The 18,171-nt window shown below is 72.9% G+C and carries 8 protein-coding genes; 5 read left to right on the forward strand and 3 right to left on the reverse strand.

Translation table 11 applies throughout. From position 1 onward, the window contains the following. Nucleotides 1-50: 50 nt before the first annotated feature. Nucleotides 51-623 (forward strand): antibiotic biosynthesis monooxygenase, encoded by a 573-nt coding sequence (locus tag ACWEPF_RS17670; protein WP_452173278.1) that lies wholly within the window; start codon nucleotides 51-53, stop codon nucleotides 621-623. A 71-nt stretch (nucleotides 624-694) separates the two neighbouring features. Here ACWEPF_RS17670 and ACWEPF_RS17675 read toward each other — a convergent pair whose 3' ends face one another. Together ACWEPF_RS17675 and ACWEPF_RS17680 are read right to left on the reverse strand one after the other, a co-directional pair. Further along, the gene (locus ACWEPF_RS17675) at nucleotides 695-1,051 is read right to left on the reverse strand and encodes a hypothetical protein (RefSeq protein ID WP_380150500.1); all 357 of its coding nucleotides are present in this window, start codon (nucleotides 1,049-1,051) and stop codon (nucleotides 695-697) included. Nucleotides 1,052-1,061: 10 nt separating this feature from the next. Beyond that, nucleotides 1,062-10,058: a polymorphic toxin-type HINT domain-containing protein gene (locus tag ACWEPF_RS17680; protein WP_452173279.1), complete on the reverse strand. Its 8,997-nt coding sequence runs from the start codon at nucleotides 10,056-10,058 to the stop codon at nucleotides 1,062-1,064. Between the two features lie 375 nt (nucleotides 10,059-10,433). Between ACWEPF_RS17680 and ACWEPF_RS17685 the strand changes: the two genes are divergently transcribed. Both ACWEPF_RS17685 and ACWEPF_RS17690 read left to right on the forward strand, forming a co-directional pair. Then, nucleotides 10,434-10,913 (forward strand): hypothetical protein, encoded by a 480-nt coding sequence (locus tag ACWEPF_RS17685; RefSeq protein WP_452173280.1) that lies wholly within the window; start codon nucleotides 10,434-10,436, stop codon nucleotides 10,911-10,913. A gap of 244 nt (nucleotides 10,914-11,157) precedes the next feature. Next, nucleotides 11,158-13,131 carry a glycoside hydrolase family 6 protein gene (locus ACWEPF_RS17690; RefSeq protein ID WP_452173281.1) on the forward strand — a complete coding sequence of 658 codons (1,974 nt, stop codon included), beginning with the start codon at nucleotides 11,158-11,160 and terminating at the stop codon, nucleotides 13,129-13,131. A gap of 29 nt (nucleotides 13,132-13,160) precedes the next feature. Here the strand turns inward: ACWEPF_RS17690 and ACWEPF_RS17695 are convergent, their stop codons facing one another. Continuing rightward, on the reverse strand, nucleotides 13,161-14,981 hold the full coding sequence (locus ACWEPF_RS17695; RefSeq protein ID WP_452173282.1) for a glycoside hydrolase family 15 protein: 1,821 nt from the start codon (nucleotides 14,979-14,981) through the stop codon (nucleotides 13,161-13,163). 171 nt (nucleotides 14,982-15,152) lie between these two features. Between ACWEPF_RS17695 and ACWEPF_RS17700 the strand changes: the two genes are divergently transcribed. Together ACWEPF_RS17700 and ACWEPF_RS17705 are read left to right on the forward strand one after the other, a co-directional pair. Continuing rightward, complete coding sequence (locus ACWEPF_RS17700) at nucleotides 15,153-15,959, forward strand: SAM-dependent methyltransferase (protein ID WP_452173283.1); 807 nt, start codon at nucleotides 15,153-15,155, stop codon at nucleotides 15,957-15,959. Continuing rightward, on the forward strand, nucleotides 15,956-18,094 hold the full coding sequence (locus tag ACWEPF_RS17705) for a putative bifunctional diguanylate cyclase/phosphodiesterase (RefSeq protein ID WP_452173284.1): 2,139 nt from the start codon (nucleotides 15,956-15,958) through the stop codon (nucleotides 18,092-18,094). Before ACWEPF_RS17700 ends, ACWEPF_RS17705 begins: the two co-directional genes overlap by 4 nt. The last annotated feature ends 77 nt before the right edge of the window (nucleotides 18,095-18,171 follow it).

Genomic DNA, 18,171 nt, shown 5'->3' on the forward strand with positions numbered 1-18,171 from the left:
CGGCCGGAACGGGAACCAGGCGGCCGGACGGCCGGGGGAGGACCGGAGCAGTGAGCACCACGGCGCAGCAGGAGAACTCCGACCGGATCACGCTGTACATCACCGAGCAGGTCGACCCCGGGCACGAGGAGGACTTCAAGGTCTGGGCCCGCGGCATCCTCAGGGCGGCCGGCACCCACCCGGGCAGCATCGGCACCGGTCTGCTGCCGCCCACCGAGCAGGACGGGCCCTGGCGGCTGCTGCTGCACTTCCGGGACGCCGCCGCCTTCCGCAGCTGGCAGGAGTCCCCGATCCGGGTCGCGCTGCTGGCCAAGGGCCGCGAGGACGGCTACCACCGGATGGTCGGCCGGCAGGAACTGCGCGGGGTGGACGGCTGGTTCGCCGCCACCGCGGCCCCCGCCCCGGCCGGCCCCAAGCCGGGCCGCTGGAAGATGTGGATCGTCTCCACCTTGGCCATCGCCCCGATCACCTCGGTGGTCAACCTCTTCCTCGTCCCCCACCTCACCGCCCTGCCGGTCCTGCTGCGCACCGTGCTGCTGGCCCCGGTGATCTGCTACCTGATGGTCTACGTGGCCATCCCGCTGGTCACCAAGGCCCTGCGCCGCTGGATCTTCCCGGCCTGACGGGGCCCGCAGACGACGGTGGCCCCGCCGGAAGATCCGGCGGGGCCACCGCTCGACTCACCCTCCCGGGGCTACTCCTGAGGGGCGATCAGCAGTTCGCCGACCCGCTGGCCGGCCGCCTCCCGCACCGAGAAGCCCGCCTGCTCCAGGACGGCCGTGATCGCGGCGTGCATGGCGGCCTGAGCGGTCGTCATCGCCTTGACCTCCGGGTCCGCCAGCAGCTCGGCGTGGGGCACCGACAGGAAGTGCGTCTGCACGCTCGGGTGCACCCGCCACTTCAGGTAGGCGGACGGCGGCAACTGCTCCCCGTCCGCGACCTCCAGCTGGACGCCGGAGCTCAGCTCGGGGTTCCAGGTGGAGGCGATCGGGAGCCCGGCGCGGACCAGGGCCACCTTCACCTTCTCCACGAAGACGTCGTGTTGGAACACTGCACCCTTCCTAGAAGCCCATGGCCTTGAGCAGCATGCGCTTGAGCTCGTCGTTCGACTGTTGGTTGATCAGCTTGCCCAGCTCGGTGGCGGGGTCGCTCCAGGGTACTGACCAGGTCACCTTGACGTCGTCGGCGATGTGCTCGCCGAGGTTCCCCGCGCAGCGCGGGCACGGCTGGCGCTCGGAGTAGATCTCGGTGATCTTCTCACCGGGCTTCAGCTGATTGATGATCATGTCCTCGGAGTGCAGGTCGTCTCCGTGGCTGATCCCGTACACGGGCTCGGCCCGGCCCTCCACCCGGGCCACCGCGACGTTGCGCAGCTCCAGCCCGATGTACTTCGTCCGGTGCTTGAACGCCAGGGTGGAGAGGTCACCACCGTTGATGGCGACCTTGAACCCGATCGGGCAGATGGTGTTGTGGACCAGCACCCCCACCGTGCCCGCGAGCACGAAGTAGGTGTGGGCCACGTCCACGGTGAGGTCGTAGGTGACCATCGCCGAGACGTAGTTGCGCACCGCCCGGACGGTGACCGGCTCCTGGCCGTCCGTCTGCAGCTGGTCCCCGACGGCCAGTCGGGAGGCGTTGACGAACGCCTGCCGGCTCTGGTCGTAGTACGGGTGGTTCTGGGTGCTGGTGATCCGCCGGTCCCCACCCGGGGTGCTGACCGTGAGCTCGGTGAACTCGGTGTCGGTGGTGGTGACGAAGGTGTCCGTGACCGTGTTGGCCTGGACCCCACCACCCCCGACCGCGCTGTCGACCCGGTCTCCGACCCGGATCGTCTCGATCGGACGCACGCTGCCGTCGGCCATCCGGACACCGGTGCCGGCCGGGAAGCTGTGCGTGGGGTTGCACGGGATCAGCCCCGAGGGGAACTTCCGCAGCCAGGCGGCCACCGCCGCCGTCTTCAGACGGGTCGCCATGAAGGCGCTCATCTTGGCTTCGCGGGCCAGCTGGGTCAGCACGTTCAGACCGGCCTCGACGCCGACCATGTCGCCGATCACCACGGCCGCGTGCACGGCGTAGGCCCCGCGGGCGACCAGCTTGACCGCGGTGGGCAGCACCAGGCTGGCGGCCGCCCAGTAGCAGTCCGAGTTGTGGAACGAGAGGTTCTTCGCGCAGCCGACGAAGTCGCTCACCAGGCTGTAGGCCAGCGCCTTGGTGAACGCCCAGTCCATCGCCACCATGTCGACGTCGAAGACGTACGGGCCCTCGTACGCCACCGGGTAGGAGTCGATGAACTCCTTCTCGTACTTGCCGGTCGCGATGCAGGCGGCCGCCGACCCGTCCGGGATGTCACAGGTGACCAGGAAGGCCATCGCCTTGCCGGTCAGCTTCACCTGGGCGGGCAGCTTGCAGTACAGCGGGTTGTGCGGGTTGAACTTGCACTGGTCGGTGGCGTAGCCGGTACCGGCCACGTCGACCGTCTCGATGACCACGCCCGGCGGGAGCTCCGGGTCGACGCCGGTGCCCGTCCCCGAGTTGGCCGGCGGGTTGCGGTCCAGCTCCGCCGCGGCCTCGGCGATGTCCTGCGCCTGCTCGGCGTCGGCCTTCGCGTTGGCCGCCGACTCCTTGGCGTTCGCGGCCGAGGTCTCGGCCTCGTCGGCGAAGTGGTCCGCGTTGTTGGCCGACACCTTGGCCCGGTCGGCCGCGTCGCGGGCAGTGCTCGCGTCGAGCTCGCTCGCGTCCGCCGAGGCACGGGCGGCCGCGGCCTCCTGGTTCGCCTGGCGGGCCGACTCGTCCGCCTTCCAGGAGTCCGACTGGGCTTGGGCGTTGAGGTCGTCCAGCCGCTGGGAGACGGCCTGGACCTCCTTGGAGTCGGCCGCCGCCTGGTTGGCCGACTTGAGCGCCGCGGCGGCCGCCTTGGAGGCCTTGGCCGCAGACTTGGCCGCGTCCGCCGCCGCCTGGGCCGCCAACTTGGCGTCCCCGGCCGCACGGTCGGCCGCGTCCTGCGCCGCCTTCGCGTACGCCTCGGCCTCGGCCGCGCGCAGCTCGGCGACCGCGACGGACTGCTCCGCCAGGGTCTTCGCGGTGTCCGCGACCACGACCGACAGACCGGCCGTGGCGTTGGTCGCCGCGAACGCGATGCCCAGCTGGATCGCCTGGTCCGCCGGGGCGTTGACCGCCGCCGCCGTGTCCCGGGCGATCTCCGCCTGCTGCGAGGCGGCGTGCGCCTGGCCGGAGGCGGTGGCGCTGTCCGAGGCGGCCGCGTCGGCCTCCTTCTTCGCGCCCTGGGCGGCCGACTTGGCGTCGGCCGCGTGCTGCGCGGAGGACTTGGCCAGCGCGGTGGCCGCGTCGGAGTTCTCCTTCGCGATGCCGGCCTGCTGGATCGCTTCGGCGGCCAGGTAGTGGCCCTGCGCGGAGTTGGCCTGGGTCTTGGCCGCCGCCGAACGGGCGGTCTTGGCCGCCGCGTCCGACTTGGCGGCCGCCGCCGTGCTGACGGTCGCCGCGGCGCGGGCGTTGACCGCCGCGTCCTCGGCGGCGTCGGCGTCCTCATCGGCCTTGATCGCCGCATCGGTGGCCGCGTTGGCCGCCCGGCGGGCGTCCTTGGCGGCCGTCTCGGCGCCGGCCGCGGCATCGGTGCCGAGCTTCGCCGCGTAGTCGGCGTCGGCGGCAGCGGCCTTCGCCCGGGCGGAGTCCGCCTCCTTGCGTGCGGTCGCGGCGCGGTTCTTGGCCGCGGCCGCGTCGGTCTCGGCCTGCTTGGCCTTGGCCTCGAAGCCGGCCGCCGTGTCGGCGTCGCCCTTGGCCCGGGACTCCTCGGCCGCCGCCGCCTCGGCCTGACGCTGCGCGTCCGCCGTGGCGGTCGCGGCCTTGGCCCGCTCCGCGTCCGCCGTCTGCCGGGCGGCGGCGGCGTTCTGCCGCTCCCGCTCGGCGGTGGCCGCCGCGTCCTTGGCCTTGGCGGCCTCGGCCTTGGAACTGGCCTCCAGCGGGACGATCCTGGCCTTGTCCTGCGCCACGATCGCCGCCGCGTCGGCCGCGGCGCGCGCCTTGCCCTCGGCGGCGACCGCGTCGGCCTCCGCCTTCTGGGCGCTGTCCTGCGCGGTCTCGCGCAGGAAGGCGGCCCGGGCGGCGTGCGCCTGGGCACTGGCGTTGGCCAGCAGCGCGGCGCTGTCGTTCAGCGTCGCGTTGGTCGCCGCCACCGCGGTCTTCAGCGCCAGCGCGGTGGCCTTGGAGGCCGCCGCGGCGGACTTGGTGACCTGCGCCGACTGCTTGGCGTACGACAGGCCGCGGTCGATCGGCGTGCCGTTCGCGGTGGCGATCTGCTGCGCCGCCGCCGAGGCCGAACTCGCGGTCGTGTCAGCGGACTTGGCGTCGACCGCGTTCTGGTCGGCGGTGGCCGAGAGGCCGTCCACCCGCTGCTTCAGCTTCGCCAGGTCCGCGTCCACCGAGATCGGCTTGCCGTCGGAGGAGAAGTTGTCGCCGTTGAACCACTCGGGCCAGTGCTTGATCGTGGTGTTCCACGTGCTGTGCGGGTCGGCCTGAGCCTCCATCAGGTTCTTGGCGACCCACGCGTTCCCGAGCGCGTCGTGCATCGCCACCGCGCTGGACTGCAGCGCGGTCAGCGCCTTGATCTCCGCGGTCGCGATCGTGGTGCGCTGCTGGGACTGGGCGGCGTACTCGGCCTCCCACTCCGCCGAGGCGGTCTCTTCGACCTCCACCAGTACCACGTACGGGTCCTGGGGGTTGCTCGGGTCACCGCTGGACCAGCGGGTCTTCAGGCTCTCCACCTCGCGCCGGAACTCCGGCGTGCCCTTGACCGGGGAGACGGTGGGGAAGCCCTTGTACTCGATGAAGCGCCGGACGTCGTCCGCCGACCCCTGCATCTGCGGGGAGTACAGCATCAGACCCCACAGGCCGTACGGGTCGCCGCCCTCGGCCTGCTTCTGCCGGATGATCTCGCCGACCCGGGCCTTCGCCTCGGGCGTGGCCTGCGGGACGTTGACCGGCCAGCCCCAGCTGAGGCCGCCGCCGATCCGGGAGTAGACCTGGCCCGGGCCGAGCGCCTTGGTCACCGCGGTGTCGTACTCGGGCTCGCTGTCGGCGAAGTCCGAGGTGAAGTACTTCCAGACGGTGTCCTCGCGCTCGTCCTGACGGGTGTTCATCCCGTTCATCAGGTCGCTCGCCGAGTCCACGTCCTTCTGCCAGGCGTTCCAGACGTCCTGGTCGAAGAAGAGCTCCGGCTGCGCCGAACCCGGCCCGGCGAGCCGCGAGGCCGCCAGCGTCTTGGAGGCGACGCCGCCGACCTGGAACAGGTAGGCCAGGTTGGCGCGGCCGATCCGGACCCTGGCCTGGGTGTCCATCACCTTCTGCCGGGCGTCCAGGTCGTGCCGCTGCTTCGCGGCCTCCTGGGCGGCTTTGATCTGCGCGGCCAGCGCCGCCTCGTCCCGGCGCAGCTGCTCCTCGGCGGCCTTGGCGGCCTCCTCGGCCTTGGCCGCGTCGGCCTTCGCGGTACCGGCCGACCTCTCCGCCTCGTCGGCGGCCTGCTTGGCCTTGTCGGCCGAGGTGCGGGCGTTCTTCGCGGTGGCGTCCGCGTCCTTGGCGGCCTGCGCCGCCACGGCCGCGTCCTTCTCCGCCGTACTGGCGGCCGCGTCGGCCGCCTGCGAGTCGGTCAGCGCGTCCTGGGCCGACTTCGCCGCCGCCTGGGCCTGCGCCCGGGCCGCAGCGTCGAGCTCGGCGGCCTTGGCCGCCGCCGCCTTGGCCGCCGCGGAGTCGGTGGCCGCGGTGGCCGCCGACTTCTGCGCCGCGTCGGCATACTTCGCTGCCTTGGCGGCGGAGTCCGCCGCCCTGGCAGCCGCCTCGGCCGCCAACTTGCTGTCCCCGGTGGCCCGCTCGGCAGCGGCCTTGGCGTCGGCGGCCAGCTTCGCGGAGTACGCGGCGTTGGCGTCCGAGACGGCGGTCTGCTGCTGGGCCAGGGTCTTGGCGCCCTGCGAGGCGAGCACCGCGAGCCCGGCCGAGGAGTCGGTCGTGGCGAACGGGGTGCCCAGCTCGATGGCGGTGTTGGCCGGCGCGGTCACGGTGGCCGCGGCGGCCCGGGCCAGCGCGGCGGCCTGGCCGGCCGCGTACGCCTGGCCGGCCGCGTCTCCGGCCGCCGTGACGGCCGAGTCCACGTCCTTCGTCGCGGCCACCGCCGCGGTGTTGGCCTTGAGGGACTCCTGCGCGGCCTGCTCGGACGTGCTGGCGGCCTCGGTGGCCTTCTTGGCGGCGGCCTCCGCGTTGTCGATCGCATAGGCCGCGGCGGCCTCGGCGGTCATCGCGGTGGAGTACGCCAGTAGGGCGTTGGCCTGGGCGTCGGCCGCCCAGGTGGTGGCCCGGGCCGCTGCTGCGGCGGCCGTGGTGGCCGCCTCGCGGGCGGCGGTGGAGGCCGAAGTGGTGTCCGTGGCCTTGGCGTTGGCCTGGTCGGCCTCGGCTCCGGCCTGCTGCGCGGCGGTGGCGGCGGCCTGGGCGGCGGCCTTGGCCTCGGCGGCCGAGGAGGTGCCCTCGGCGGCGACCGCGGCGGCGGCCAGCGCCTGCGCGTTGGCGGCGGCCACGTCCTTGCGGCGCTGCGCGTCGGCGGCGGCGCGGCGGGCGACGGCAGCCTGGGCCTCCGCCTCCTTGGCCGCCTGGGCCCGCTTCACCGAGTCGGCGTTGGAGCCGTGCGCCTGCTTGCGCTTGTCGTCGGCGGCCTTGAACCTGTCGAGCGTGTCGTTGAGCGCGGTCCTGGCGTTGCCGCGCTGCTTCTCCGCCTCGGCCTTGGCCTTGGCGGCGTTCTGACGCTCCGTCTCCGCGTTGGCGGCGGCGGTCTTGGCCCGGTCCAGCGCGGCGGTGGCGTCGGCCTGGGCCTGCTGGGCCTGGGCCTTGGCGGTGGCCACGTTGGCCGCCGCGGCGGCGGCCGCGTCGGCCTTGGCCTTGGCGGTGTCGGCCAGGGCGGCGGCACGGGCGGCGCTGTCCTCGGCCGACTGGCGCTGGAACTGCGCGCGGGCGGCCGCGGCCTGGGCCTGGGCGTTGGCGAGCAGGGTGGCGCTGGTGGCGGCGGTCCCGTTCACGGCCTGGACGGCGACGTCCAGCGCGTTGGCGGTGGCCAGTGCGGCGGCCGCGGAGGCCTTGGTGACCTGCGCGGACTGGATGGCGTAGGCCATCCCGCGACCGCGCGGCAGCCCGTTGTCGTCGGCGATCCTGTCACCGGCGGCCAGCGCGGCCGGGATCTTGTCGGCGGCCAGCTTGGCGTCGTTGGCGGCCTTGCGGGCCACGGCGGCCTGCGCGACGACCAGCGTCTTGATGGTGGCGAGGTCGGCGGTGGCCTGGGCGTCCGTGCGCGGCGGCGCGTTCGCCAGCCGCTTGGTCGGGTTGGCCTGCCACTTGAGGACCTCGCCGGCCGACCAGCCGTAGCCGAGCGCCTGGTGCATCGCCTCGGAGCCGGTCTGAAGGGCCGTCAGGGCGTCGACCTCGGCCTTGAGCACGTCCGAGCGCGGCTGGACCTGTCCGGCCAGCTCGGCCTTCCACTCGGCCCAGGCGACCTCCTCGACCTCGACCAGGACCTTCTTCCAGTCCACCGGGTTGGAGATGTCACCGGAGGCCCAGCGGGCCTTCAGCGCCTCGACCTCGATCCGGAACTCGGGCGTGCCCTTGACCGGCCCGGCCATCGGCATGCCGTGGTACTGGATGAACCGGCGGACGTCGTCGGCCGATCCCTCCTTGGCGTTGGCGCCGAGCATGGTGAAGATGCCGAAGGTGTCCTGGCCGCCGTTCTCGGCGATCAGCTCCTGGACGATCTGGTCCACCTTGGCCAGCGCGGCCTGGTCGGTGGACTTGGCCGGGGCGGGCAGGTACTGCAGCGCGAGCGCGTTGCGCGCGTTGACGCCGCTGGAGGACATGAAGTTGGTGACGTCGGTGTCGTACTGCGGCAGCTTCGTCCCCGAGGCGGTCGCGTACGGGGAGACGAACTGTTCCAGGCCCAGGTCGCGCGAGCCGCGGGCGTCGTCGTCGGCCTTGGCCCGGGCCTCGTCCTGGGTGCCGGCGCCGACCGAGCGGTTGGCGGTGAACTGGTTGACGTGCAGGTCACCGTTGGGAAGCGCCGCCACCTGGATGCTGGTGGTGTTCCGGTCGATCATGCCGTACGAGGCAGCGTCGTTGGTCCACTTGCCGTCGGCCGCCCGGACGCTGTCCATGGCGGCGCCGTCGGCGTCCAGGGCGACCAGGTGCACCCGGTTGTCAGCACCGCCGGCGGCGGCGATCTGCCGCGATGGGTCCGTCCGCACCACCGCCGGGGCGCTCCAACTCCCGTTGGTGCCGCGGGTGGTGGCCCAGACCTTGTTGTCGTCGGAGAGCACACCGACGGTCAGTTCGCCGTTCGGCGTGGCCGCCGCCGCGACGCCCTTGGCGTGCGGGGTGGCCACCGGAGCGGAGGTCCAGCCGCCGGTGGTGGCGCGGACCAGGTCCTGCACCGTCCCGTCGGCCCGGAGCACGGCCACGTGGACCTCGCCGTTGGCGGCGGCGGTGGCGGCCACCGCGCGGGCCTGCCCGCTGCCGTCGGCCACCGTCGCGGCGGACCAACTGCCGTTCGCCCCGCGGACGAAGGCGCGGACGACGTTGTCCGTGCCGAGCGTCACCAGGTGCAGGTCGCCGTTGGGGGTGGTGGCGGCGGTGACGGCCTTCGCCTGCTTGGAGCCGTCGGCCACCGTGGCGGCCGTGACGAGCGTGCTCCACCAGGTGCTGTCGGCGCGGTGGGTGCGCAGCCAGACCAGGCCGTCGGTGCCCAGGGTGAGCACGTGGAGGTCGTTGTTGGCGGCCCCGGTAACGGCCACGTCGGCGATCCGGCCGAGCGTGCCGTCGACCATGACCGGGGCGGACCAGGTGCCGTTGGCGGCCCGGCCGGTGTGCCAGGCCAGGCCGTCGGTGCCGGTGACGTCGAGCTGGAGCTCACCGGTGGCCAGCGCGCCGAGCGAGAGCGAGCTCGCCTTCGGGGCGGTGAGCGCGGTCTTGGTCCAGGTGCCGGCGGCCTGCAGGGCGAAGTCGTTGACGGTGCCGGTGGTGGTGACCACCGCCAGGTGCGGCAGCGCGTTCGGCACGGCGGTGGCGGCGATCGCGGCCGCGGTGCCGGTGGCGTCCACGGTGGTGACGGCGGCCCAGGTGCCGTCCGCCTTCCGGACCTTCTCGCGCACCTTCTTGTCGGTGCCGAGCAGGCCGAGCCGGACCTCGCCGTTGGCGGTGGCCACGGCCGAGACGGCGGCGGTCGTGGTCGCGCCGTCGGCGGCGGTCACGCCGCTCCAGGTGCCGCCGGCCTTGCGGACGTTGGTCCACACCTTGCCGTCGGTGGTGAGCAGTTCGAGGTGCAGGTCGTTGTTGGGCAGACCGGCCGTGGCCAGGCCCTTGACCTTGCCGGGCAGCGAGTCGAACCGCACGGTGCGGTCGGTGCCCTGGTAGCCCATGTACCAGCCCGGGTACTCCCCGGGGCTGTAGACGTGGTCGCGCACGGTGCCGTCCGAGGACAGGACGGTGAAGTGCAGCTCGCCGTTGGGCAGCGCGGCCTGGCTGAACGCCGTGTTCCGCGGGTCGTCGCTGACCAGGATCGGGGTCAGCCAGTCGCCGTTGGCGGTGCGGACCTTGTCGTACAGCTTGCCGTCCGTGGTCAGCACGCCGACGTGCAGCTGCCCGTAGGCCATCGCCGACTGGCCGGTCTGCTTGACCGGTCCGATGCCCTCGCCGAGGGTGCGGCCGCTGGAGCGCTCGCCCTTGGAGTTGGCGACGTTGTCGGAGGTGACCGAGCCGTAGTAGAGCGACCAGCCCGGCCAGGGGCCGAGGTCCTGGGCGGCCAGCATGGTGCCGGCGCCGGACTTCATCGCCGGGCCGCCCGCGTGCATGGCGCGGGCCAGGATGGCGCGGGCCCGGCGGTCGTCCGCCGCCGCGTCCATCACCTTGATCCGGGCGTCCAGATCGGCCTCGGACCCGGGTGGTGGGGCCTCCGTCCTCACCCCCTTCGGCACGGCCGCCGAGGCCGTCCCCACCGCTGTCGAGACCAGTGTGGATGCCATCGCGAGCACGACCGCCGTGGCGACCGTACGCGAAGCACCCCGTATTCCATTCGCGCGTTGCGAGAACACAGTCCGCCTTCCGCGTGCTCCGCCCAGAAGGAGGTGGGCCCACGAAGGAACGGCACCGGAGCGACCGTCAGAAAGGGTCGTCGGAGCGTCTGTTGGCGTCCTTCCCCCGGACGGAGACACCGATGTTGAATCTTGGAGCGAGCGGCAAGCTACCCGATGGTGTTACTCGCCAGCAACAAGCCTTTTCGCCTGTTCAGGCGATTGATGTCCATCGGACACCGGGCCTCCGAAATCTGTTGACACTCTGTCAACGGTGTGGTCGACTGCACCGGATCACGGCAGGATGCACGGGGGAGCAGCACCCAGATGAACAGTCGGACTTCGCACCGCGGCCTGGCCGCATTGGCACTCGCCGCCGCGGTGGTGCTCGGCGCCGGCGCGTGCTCCTCGGGCGGTTCCGGGAGCGGTGGCAATGCGGCCGCTCCGTCCAAGGCGGTCAATTCGGGTGCGACCGGCCAGGGTTCGGCCGCGCAGAACGGCGTGGGTGGCGGCGGGCCGTGCCGGGACACCATGAGGCACATCACCGAGGCGGGCCAGAAGCTCACTGCCGACATGGCGGACAAGGCCAAGGCGACCGCCGACCTTGAGGCCATCGCCAAGCAGTTCGGCGAGGACGCCGAGAAGATCAAGCATCCCGAGGGCAAGGCCGCCGCCAAGCAGCTCGCCGAGGTCTACGGCAAGCTCGCGCAGAACGCCAGGACCAACCAGGGGCCGGACATGGCCACCTTGCCCGGGGTGGTGCAGGGCGCCGTCTCCGCCCTCGGCCAGTGCGCCGCCGCCGAGTAGCCGGCGCGGGCTGACGGCCCATCAGGGCCCGGGGAGACCCGGGCCCTTGTTCTTGCGTCAGGCCGGGAGCGCTCCCACGAACTCCGGTCGGACTCCTTGACGCGTCCGGAACTCCGTGGGTTTGATATGCCGTGAACCCGGCAGCCTCACGGCAAGGTGGTTCGGTACATCGTGGGAGCGCTCCCACTTCTTCTCGCAGCACGCTGCTCGCACCCGGATCTCCCCCACCCGAAAGGATCCGCACGTGTCAGGACAGCTCCTCCGCCGACTGCGGACGGCCACTGTGGCCGTCACGCTCGGCGCGGCCTCCCTGCTCCCGGTCGCCGGCGCCGCGACCACGGCGCACGCCGCCGCCAAGGTCGACAACCCGTACGTCGGTGCCGGGGTCTACGTGAACCCCGAGTGGTCCGCCAAGGCCGCCGCCGAGCCGGGCGGCTCCGCCGTCGCCAACCAGCCCACCTCGGTCTGGCTGGACCGGATCGCCGCGATCAACGGCGCCAACGGCACGATGGGCCTGCGCGCCCACCTCAACGAGGCGGTCCGCCAGGCCGCCGGGAAGCCGTACGTCTTCCAGGTGGTGATCTACAACCTGCCCGGCCGCGACTGCGCCGCACTGGCCTCCAACGGCGAGCTCGGCCCGACCGAGATCGGCCGGTACGAGACCGCCTACATCGACCCGATCGCCGCGATCCTGGCCGACCCGGCCTACGCCAACCTGCGGATCGTCACCACCATCGAGATCGACTCCCTGCCGAACCTCATCACCAACGCCGGCGGCACCCCCACCGCCACCCCCGCCTGCGACGTGATGAAGGCCAACGGCAACTACGTGACGGGCGTGGGCTACGCGCTCAACAAGCTCGGCGCGATCCCGAACGTCTACAACTACATCGACGCGGGCCACCACGGCTGGCTGGGCTGGGACTCCAACTTCGGCCCCAGCGTCAACCTGCTGTACCAGGCCGCCAACGCCTCCGGCTCCACCCCGGCCAAGGTGCACGGCTTCGTGGTCAACACCGCCAACTACTCGGCGCTGAAGGAGCCGTACTTCACCATCGACGACACCGTGAACGGCCAGCCGATCCGCGGCACCTCCAAGTGGGTCGACTGGAACCGCTACGTGGACGAGCTCTCCTACGCCAAGGCCTTCCGGCAGAAGGCGGTTGAGGCCGGCTTCGACGCGGGCGTCGGCATGCTGATCGACACCTCCCGCAACGGCTGGGGCGGCCCGGGCCGCCCGACCGGCCCCGGCCCGAAGACCACCGGTGACGCCTACGTGGACGGCGGCCGGATCGACCGCCGCCTGCAGGCCGGCAACTGGTGCAACCAGTCCGGTGCGGGCCTCGGCGAGCGGCCGACCGCGGCTCCCGACGCGGGCATCGACGCCTACGTCTGGGTCAAGCCGCCGGGTGAGTCGGACGGCGCCTCCAAGGCGATCCCGAACGACGAGGGCAAGGGCTTCGACCGGATGTGCGACCCGACGTACACCGGCAACCCGCGGAACAACAACAACATGTCCGGCGCGCTGCCGGACGCGCCGCTGGCCGGGGCCTGGTTCTCCGCCCAGTTCCGCCAGCTGCTGGCCAACGCCTACCCGCCGGTCGGCGGCACCACCCCCGGTGACACCACCGCCCCGACCGCGCCCACCGGCCTGACCGGCACCGCCACCAGCAGCAGCGTCACCCTCGGCTGGACGGCCTCCACCGACAACACCGGGGTGACGGGCTACCAGGTCTTCCGCGGCGGCGTGCAGGTCGGCACCGCTACCTCCACCTCGTACACCGACAGCGGGCTGACCGCCTCCACCGCCTACGCCTACACCGTCAAGGCGCGGGACGCGGCGGGCAACGTCTCGGCGGCCTCCGCCGCACTGACCGTCACCACCCAGGCGGGCGGCGGCGGTGGCGGCAACGCCGGGTGCACCGCCACCTACAAGGTGAGCAGCGACTGGGGCGCCGGCTTCAACGCCGACGTGACCGTCACCAACACCGGCACCGCGCCCACCAAGAGCTGGAAGGTCAGCTGGACCTGGCCGGGCAACCAGCAGGTCACCAACCTGTGGAACGGCACGGTGGCCCAGAGCGGCAGCTCCGTCTCGGTGGTCAACGCCGGGTACAACGGCACCGTCGCGGCGGGCGGCTCCACCGGCTTCGGCTTCGGTGCGAGCTACTCGGGCGCCAACGCGGCCCCGACGCTGAGCTGCACCGCGACCAGCTGACGGCGGGCTGACGGCCGGTCGATCCGGCGTCACCGTACGGCGGCCGGCCCCACGGCGGTGGGGTCGGCCGCCTCGTCGCCGTCCAGCGCGAAGGCGGTGTTGACCAGCCCGACGTGGGTGAACGCCTGCGGGGCGTTGCCGAGTTGGTGCCCCGTCCGGGGGTCGTACTCCTCGGCCAGCAGGCCGAGGTCGTTGGTCAGCGCGAGCACCCGCTCGAACAGCTCGCGGGCCTGCTCGCGGCGCCCGGTGGCGGTCAGCGCGTCGGCCAGCCAGAACGAGCAGGCCAGGAAGGCGCCCTCCGGCCCCGCCAGCCCGTCGGAGCCGGGAAGTCCGTCCGGACCGGTGCGGTAGCGGCGGACGAAGCCGCCGTGGTCCAGCTCGCCGCGCACCGCGTCCACCGTCCGCACCACCCGCGGGTCCTCGGGCGGCAGGAAGCCGGACTTGGCGACGAAGAGCGTGGCGGCGTCCAACTCCCGCTCCCCGTACGCCTGGACGAAGACCCCACGGCCGTGGTCGTAGCCGTACTCGCAGACCTCGGCGTGCACCGCGTCGCGCAGCGCCCGCCAGCGCTCCACCGGGGCGGGCAGCCCGGTGGCCTCGGCCAGTCGGACGGCGCGGTCGGCGGCCACCCAGACCATCACCTTGGAGTGGACGAACTGACGCTTGCCGCCCCGGACTTCCCACAGGCCCTCGTCCGGCTCGCGCCAGTGCAGCTCCAGGAAGGCCATCAGCGAGCGGAGCAGCCCCCAGACCTGGCGCTCCATCGGCACACCGGCCTGCCAGGAGAGCTCCAGGGTGTCCAGCACCTCGCCGTAGACGTCGAGTTGGAGCTGGTGGACGGCCGCGTTGCCGAACCGCACCGGGGTCGAGCCCTGGTAGCCGGGCAGCCAGTCGGCCAGCGTCTCCGGCAGGGTCCGCTCGCCGGCCACCCCGTACACCGCCTGGAGGTCGCCCGGGTCGCCCGCGATGGCCCGCAGCAGCCACTTGCGCCAGGCCGCCGCCTCCTCCCGGAAGCCTCCGCGCAGCAGGGCGGCCAGGGTCAGGCTGGAGTCGCGCAGCCAGCAGAAGCGGTAGTCCCAGTTCCGCTCGCCGCCCGGGTGCTCGGGCAGCGAGGCGGTCGGCGCCGCCACGATCCCGCCGGTCGGGTCGTAGGTGAGCGCCTTGAGGGTGATCAGCGAGCGCAGCACCTGGTCCCGGTAGGGCCCCCGGTAGCGGCAGCCGGCCGCCCAGTCCTGCCAGCGCCGCACGGTGGAGGCGAGCAGCCCGGCCGGGTCGGTGCGGGGCGTGGTGGTGTGGTGCGAGGGCTGCCAGGTGAGCACGAACGGCACCTGTTCGCCGGCCCGGACGGTGAAGTCCGAGACGGTGGCCCCGTCCTCGCCCCAGGTGTGCACCCCCGGCGGGACCCGCAGCCAGGCCGCGTCCGGGCCGGCCACCGCGATCCGGTGGTGGTCGGTGCGGCGCACCCAGGGCTCGATCCGGCCGTGGTTGAACCGCAGCCGCAGTACTCCGCGCATCCGGACGGTGCCGCTCAGGCCCTCCACCAGCCGCACCAGCCGCGGTAGCCGGTCGCGCTGGGGCATGAAGTCGGTGATCCGCACGGTGCCGGTGGGCGTGCGCCAGAGCGACTCCAGCACCAGGGTCTCCGGCAGGTAGCGGCGCTCCGTGCACGGCCCGCCGCCCTCGGGGGCCAGCCGCCAGGCGCCGTGCCGGTCGCTGCCGAGCAGGCCGGCGAAGCAGCTGGGGGAGTCGAAGCGGGGCAGGCAGAGCCAGTCGACCGAACCGTCCCGGCCCACCAGGGCGGCGGTCTGGAGGTCTCCGAGGAGCGCGTAGTCCTCGATCCGTCCGGCCATGAGGCTTCCATTCTGGGACGGATCGCGGGGACCGACCAGGCAGGGGAGGGGAGACGGTTCGTCACACTGTTCACTTCCGTCTCTGCTGCTTCGCTGGTGACAGGCGGCGGAGCGATGATAGGAAGATCCTCGTGTTGTCCCGTCAGAATCAGAACCGGTAGGGGTGCGGTCATGCAGCAAGCGAACTGGGTGCCCGCCGGAACGGACCTCGACAAGCCGAACGCGGCCCGGATGTACGACTACTACCTGGGTGGCTCGCACAACTTCGAGGTCGACCGGATGATGGCCCGCAAGGCCATGGAGCTCTGGCCGGAGCTGCCGGAGATCATGCGCGCCAACCGCGCCTTCCTGCGCCGCGCCGTCCAGTTCCTCGCCGAGAGCGGCGTCACCCGCTTCCTGGACATCGGCTCCGGCATCCCCACCTTCGGTGCGGTGCACGAGGTGGCCCAGGCGACCCGCCCCGACAGCCGGGTGGTCTACGTGGACCACGACCCGATCGCGGTCGCGCACAGCCGCCTGCTCCTCAAGGACGACCCGCAGAGCCTGGTGGTCGAGGCCGACCTGCGCGATCCGGCCGACGTCCTGGCCCGCCCCGAGGTGAAGGACCTGCTGGCGGACGGCGAGCCGGTCGCCCTGCTGCTGGTCTCGGTGCTGCACTTCATCACCGACGACGACGACCCGTACGCGCTGCTGCGGCAGCTGCGCGACGCGCTGCCCTCCGGCAGCGCCCTGGTCATGTGCCACGCCTCGCTGGAGGGCCGCCCGGACCAGGCCGAGGCCCACCAGGACCTCTACAAGCGGACCCCGACCCCGATCACGATGCGCAACTACGCGGCGGTCGAGGCCTTCTTCGAGGGCTTCGAGCTGCTGGAGCCGGGCCTGGTCTACATGCCCCAGTGGCGCCCGGAGGACCCGGAGTCGGTCGGCCCGAACCCGGAGCGGATGACCGGTCTGGTGGGCGTCGGGCTGAAGCCGTGACCGCAGGCCCGGGCGAGACCGAGGAGCTGGCGCAGGCCGAACGGGCGGTCCGCTTCCACCACGAGTGGGAGCGGCTGCTCTCCAGCGGCCACGGCGCGGCCGTGCACCCGGGCATCCTGCGCCGACTGGTCTCCCGGACGGCCGCGCTGCTGCACCGGGCGCAGTCCGAGGAGCCGTTCCGCCCGGAGCTGGCCGCCCAGGCCGGGGCCCAGCTGGTGGACGCGCACTTCACCGACCCGGTGGTGCTCGCCCGGGCGGTGGAGCTGCTCCAGCGCACGCCGGACCGGGACGGTCGCGGCCCCGAGCTCTGCGGCTCCTTCGCGGCCGGCTGGGCGCGCGCCCTGCGCGAGCGGACCCTGCGGGAGCAGGAGGCGATCCGGCTGGCGGCGGACACCGCCAAGCTGGAGGTGGAGAAGGCGCTGCGGGAGTCGGAGAACAAGTTCCGCGCGCTCTTCGAGTCGGCCGCGATCGGCATCGGCATCGGCGACACCGACGGCAACATCATCTCGGTGAACAAGGCGCTCGGGGAGATCTTCGGCACCGGCCCGATCGACATGACGGGCCGTCGGGTGGACGAGCTGGTGCACCCGGAGGACACCCCCGGCGTCTGGGAGGCGTACGAGGACCTGATCTCCGGGCGCACCGAGTACTTCCAGTTCGACAAGCCGTACTACCGGCAGGACGGCGAGGTGGTCTGGACCCACCTGACCGTCTCGCTGATCCGGGACGACGAGGGCGTGCCGCTGTACCAGGTGGCGATGCTGGAGGACATCACCGACCGGTACCGCCTCCAGGAGCGGCTGCGCCACCAAGCCACCCACGACCCGCTGACCGGCCTGCCCAACCGGGTGGCCTTCTTCGAGCGGCTGGAGAAGCTCTTCGAGGAGCCGGAGCCCGGCGCCCGCTTCGGGCTCTGCTACGTGGACCTGGACGGCTTCAAGGTGGTCAACGACAGCCTCGGGCACGACACCGGTGACCAGCTGCTGGCCGCCGTCGCCCAGCGGCTGGAGACCGCGCTGACCCCGCTCGGCCACCTGGTGGCCCGCCTCGGCGGCGACGAGTTCGTGGTGCTGCTGGAGAACTGCCGGGGCGAGCAGGAGGCGGTGGCCGCCGCCAAGACGGTACTGGCCGCACTCGCCAGACCGGTGCAGGTGGGCGACCACTCGCTGGCCGTCGGCGCCAGCGTCGGCGTGCTGGAGCGCCGGGTGGCCACCACCACCCCGGGCGCGGCGGTGCGCGCGGCGGACCTGACGCTCTACCGCGCCAAGGAGGCCGGGCGCGGGCGCTGGACGCTCTTCGACCCCAAGGAGAACGCCCGGGCGGTCAGCCGCTACGCGGTGTCCGTCCGGATGCCGGCCGCGCTGGACCGGGGCGAGTTCTACATCGACTACCAGCCGCTCTGCTCCCTGGACGACGGCCGGCTGGTCGCGGTCGAGGCGCTGGTGCGCTGGAGACATCCGCAGCTCGGGGTGCTCGGCCCGGACGAGTTCATCGGGGTGGCCGAGGAGACCGGCCTGATCATGCCGCTCGGCCGCTGGGTGCTGGAGCAGGCGTGCCGTCAGGCCACCGAGTGGGTACGGGAGTTCGGCGAGGCGGCCCCGCAGCTGAACGTCAACCTGGCGGTCCGTCAGGCCCGCAGCGCCGGGCTGGTCACCGACGTGGACCGGATCCTGCGCAAGACCGGGCTGCCGCCCGGGAAGCTCCAGCTGGAGATCACCGAGTCCACCGTGGTCGGCCCGGAGGACGAGACCCTGAAGGCCCTGCACGGGGTGCGTGACCTGGGCGTCTCGCTGGCCGTGGACGACTTCGGCACCGGCTGGTCGAACCTCGCCTACCTGCGGGACCTGCCGGTCTCCTGCCTGAAGATCGCCGGCTCCTTCGTCGGCGACATGCACGACCCGGCCAAGGACACCCACACCGGCTGGCGGATCGTCAGCGGCCTGGTCTCGCTGGCCCACACCCTGGGGCTGACCGTCACGGCGGAGGGCGTGGAGACCGACAAGGACGCCGCGCGGCTGCGCGAGATGGGCTGCGACTGGGCCCAGGGCTGGTTCTTCGGCCGCCCGGCCCGCCCGGAGGACATCGCCCGGCGGCTGGCCGAGCAGACCGCGGCCGAGCGGACCGAACTCCCTTAGGTCAATTCGGACATAAGGGTTGACATCGTCCGCCGGGCGGGCGGACGATGAGGCCCTGGCACCAGTTCATTCGCCAG

It is taken from the genome of Kitasatospora sp. NPDC004289, from assembly GCF_053602875.1.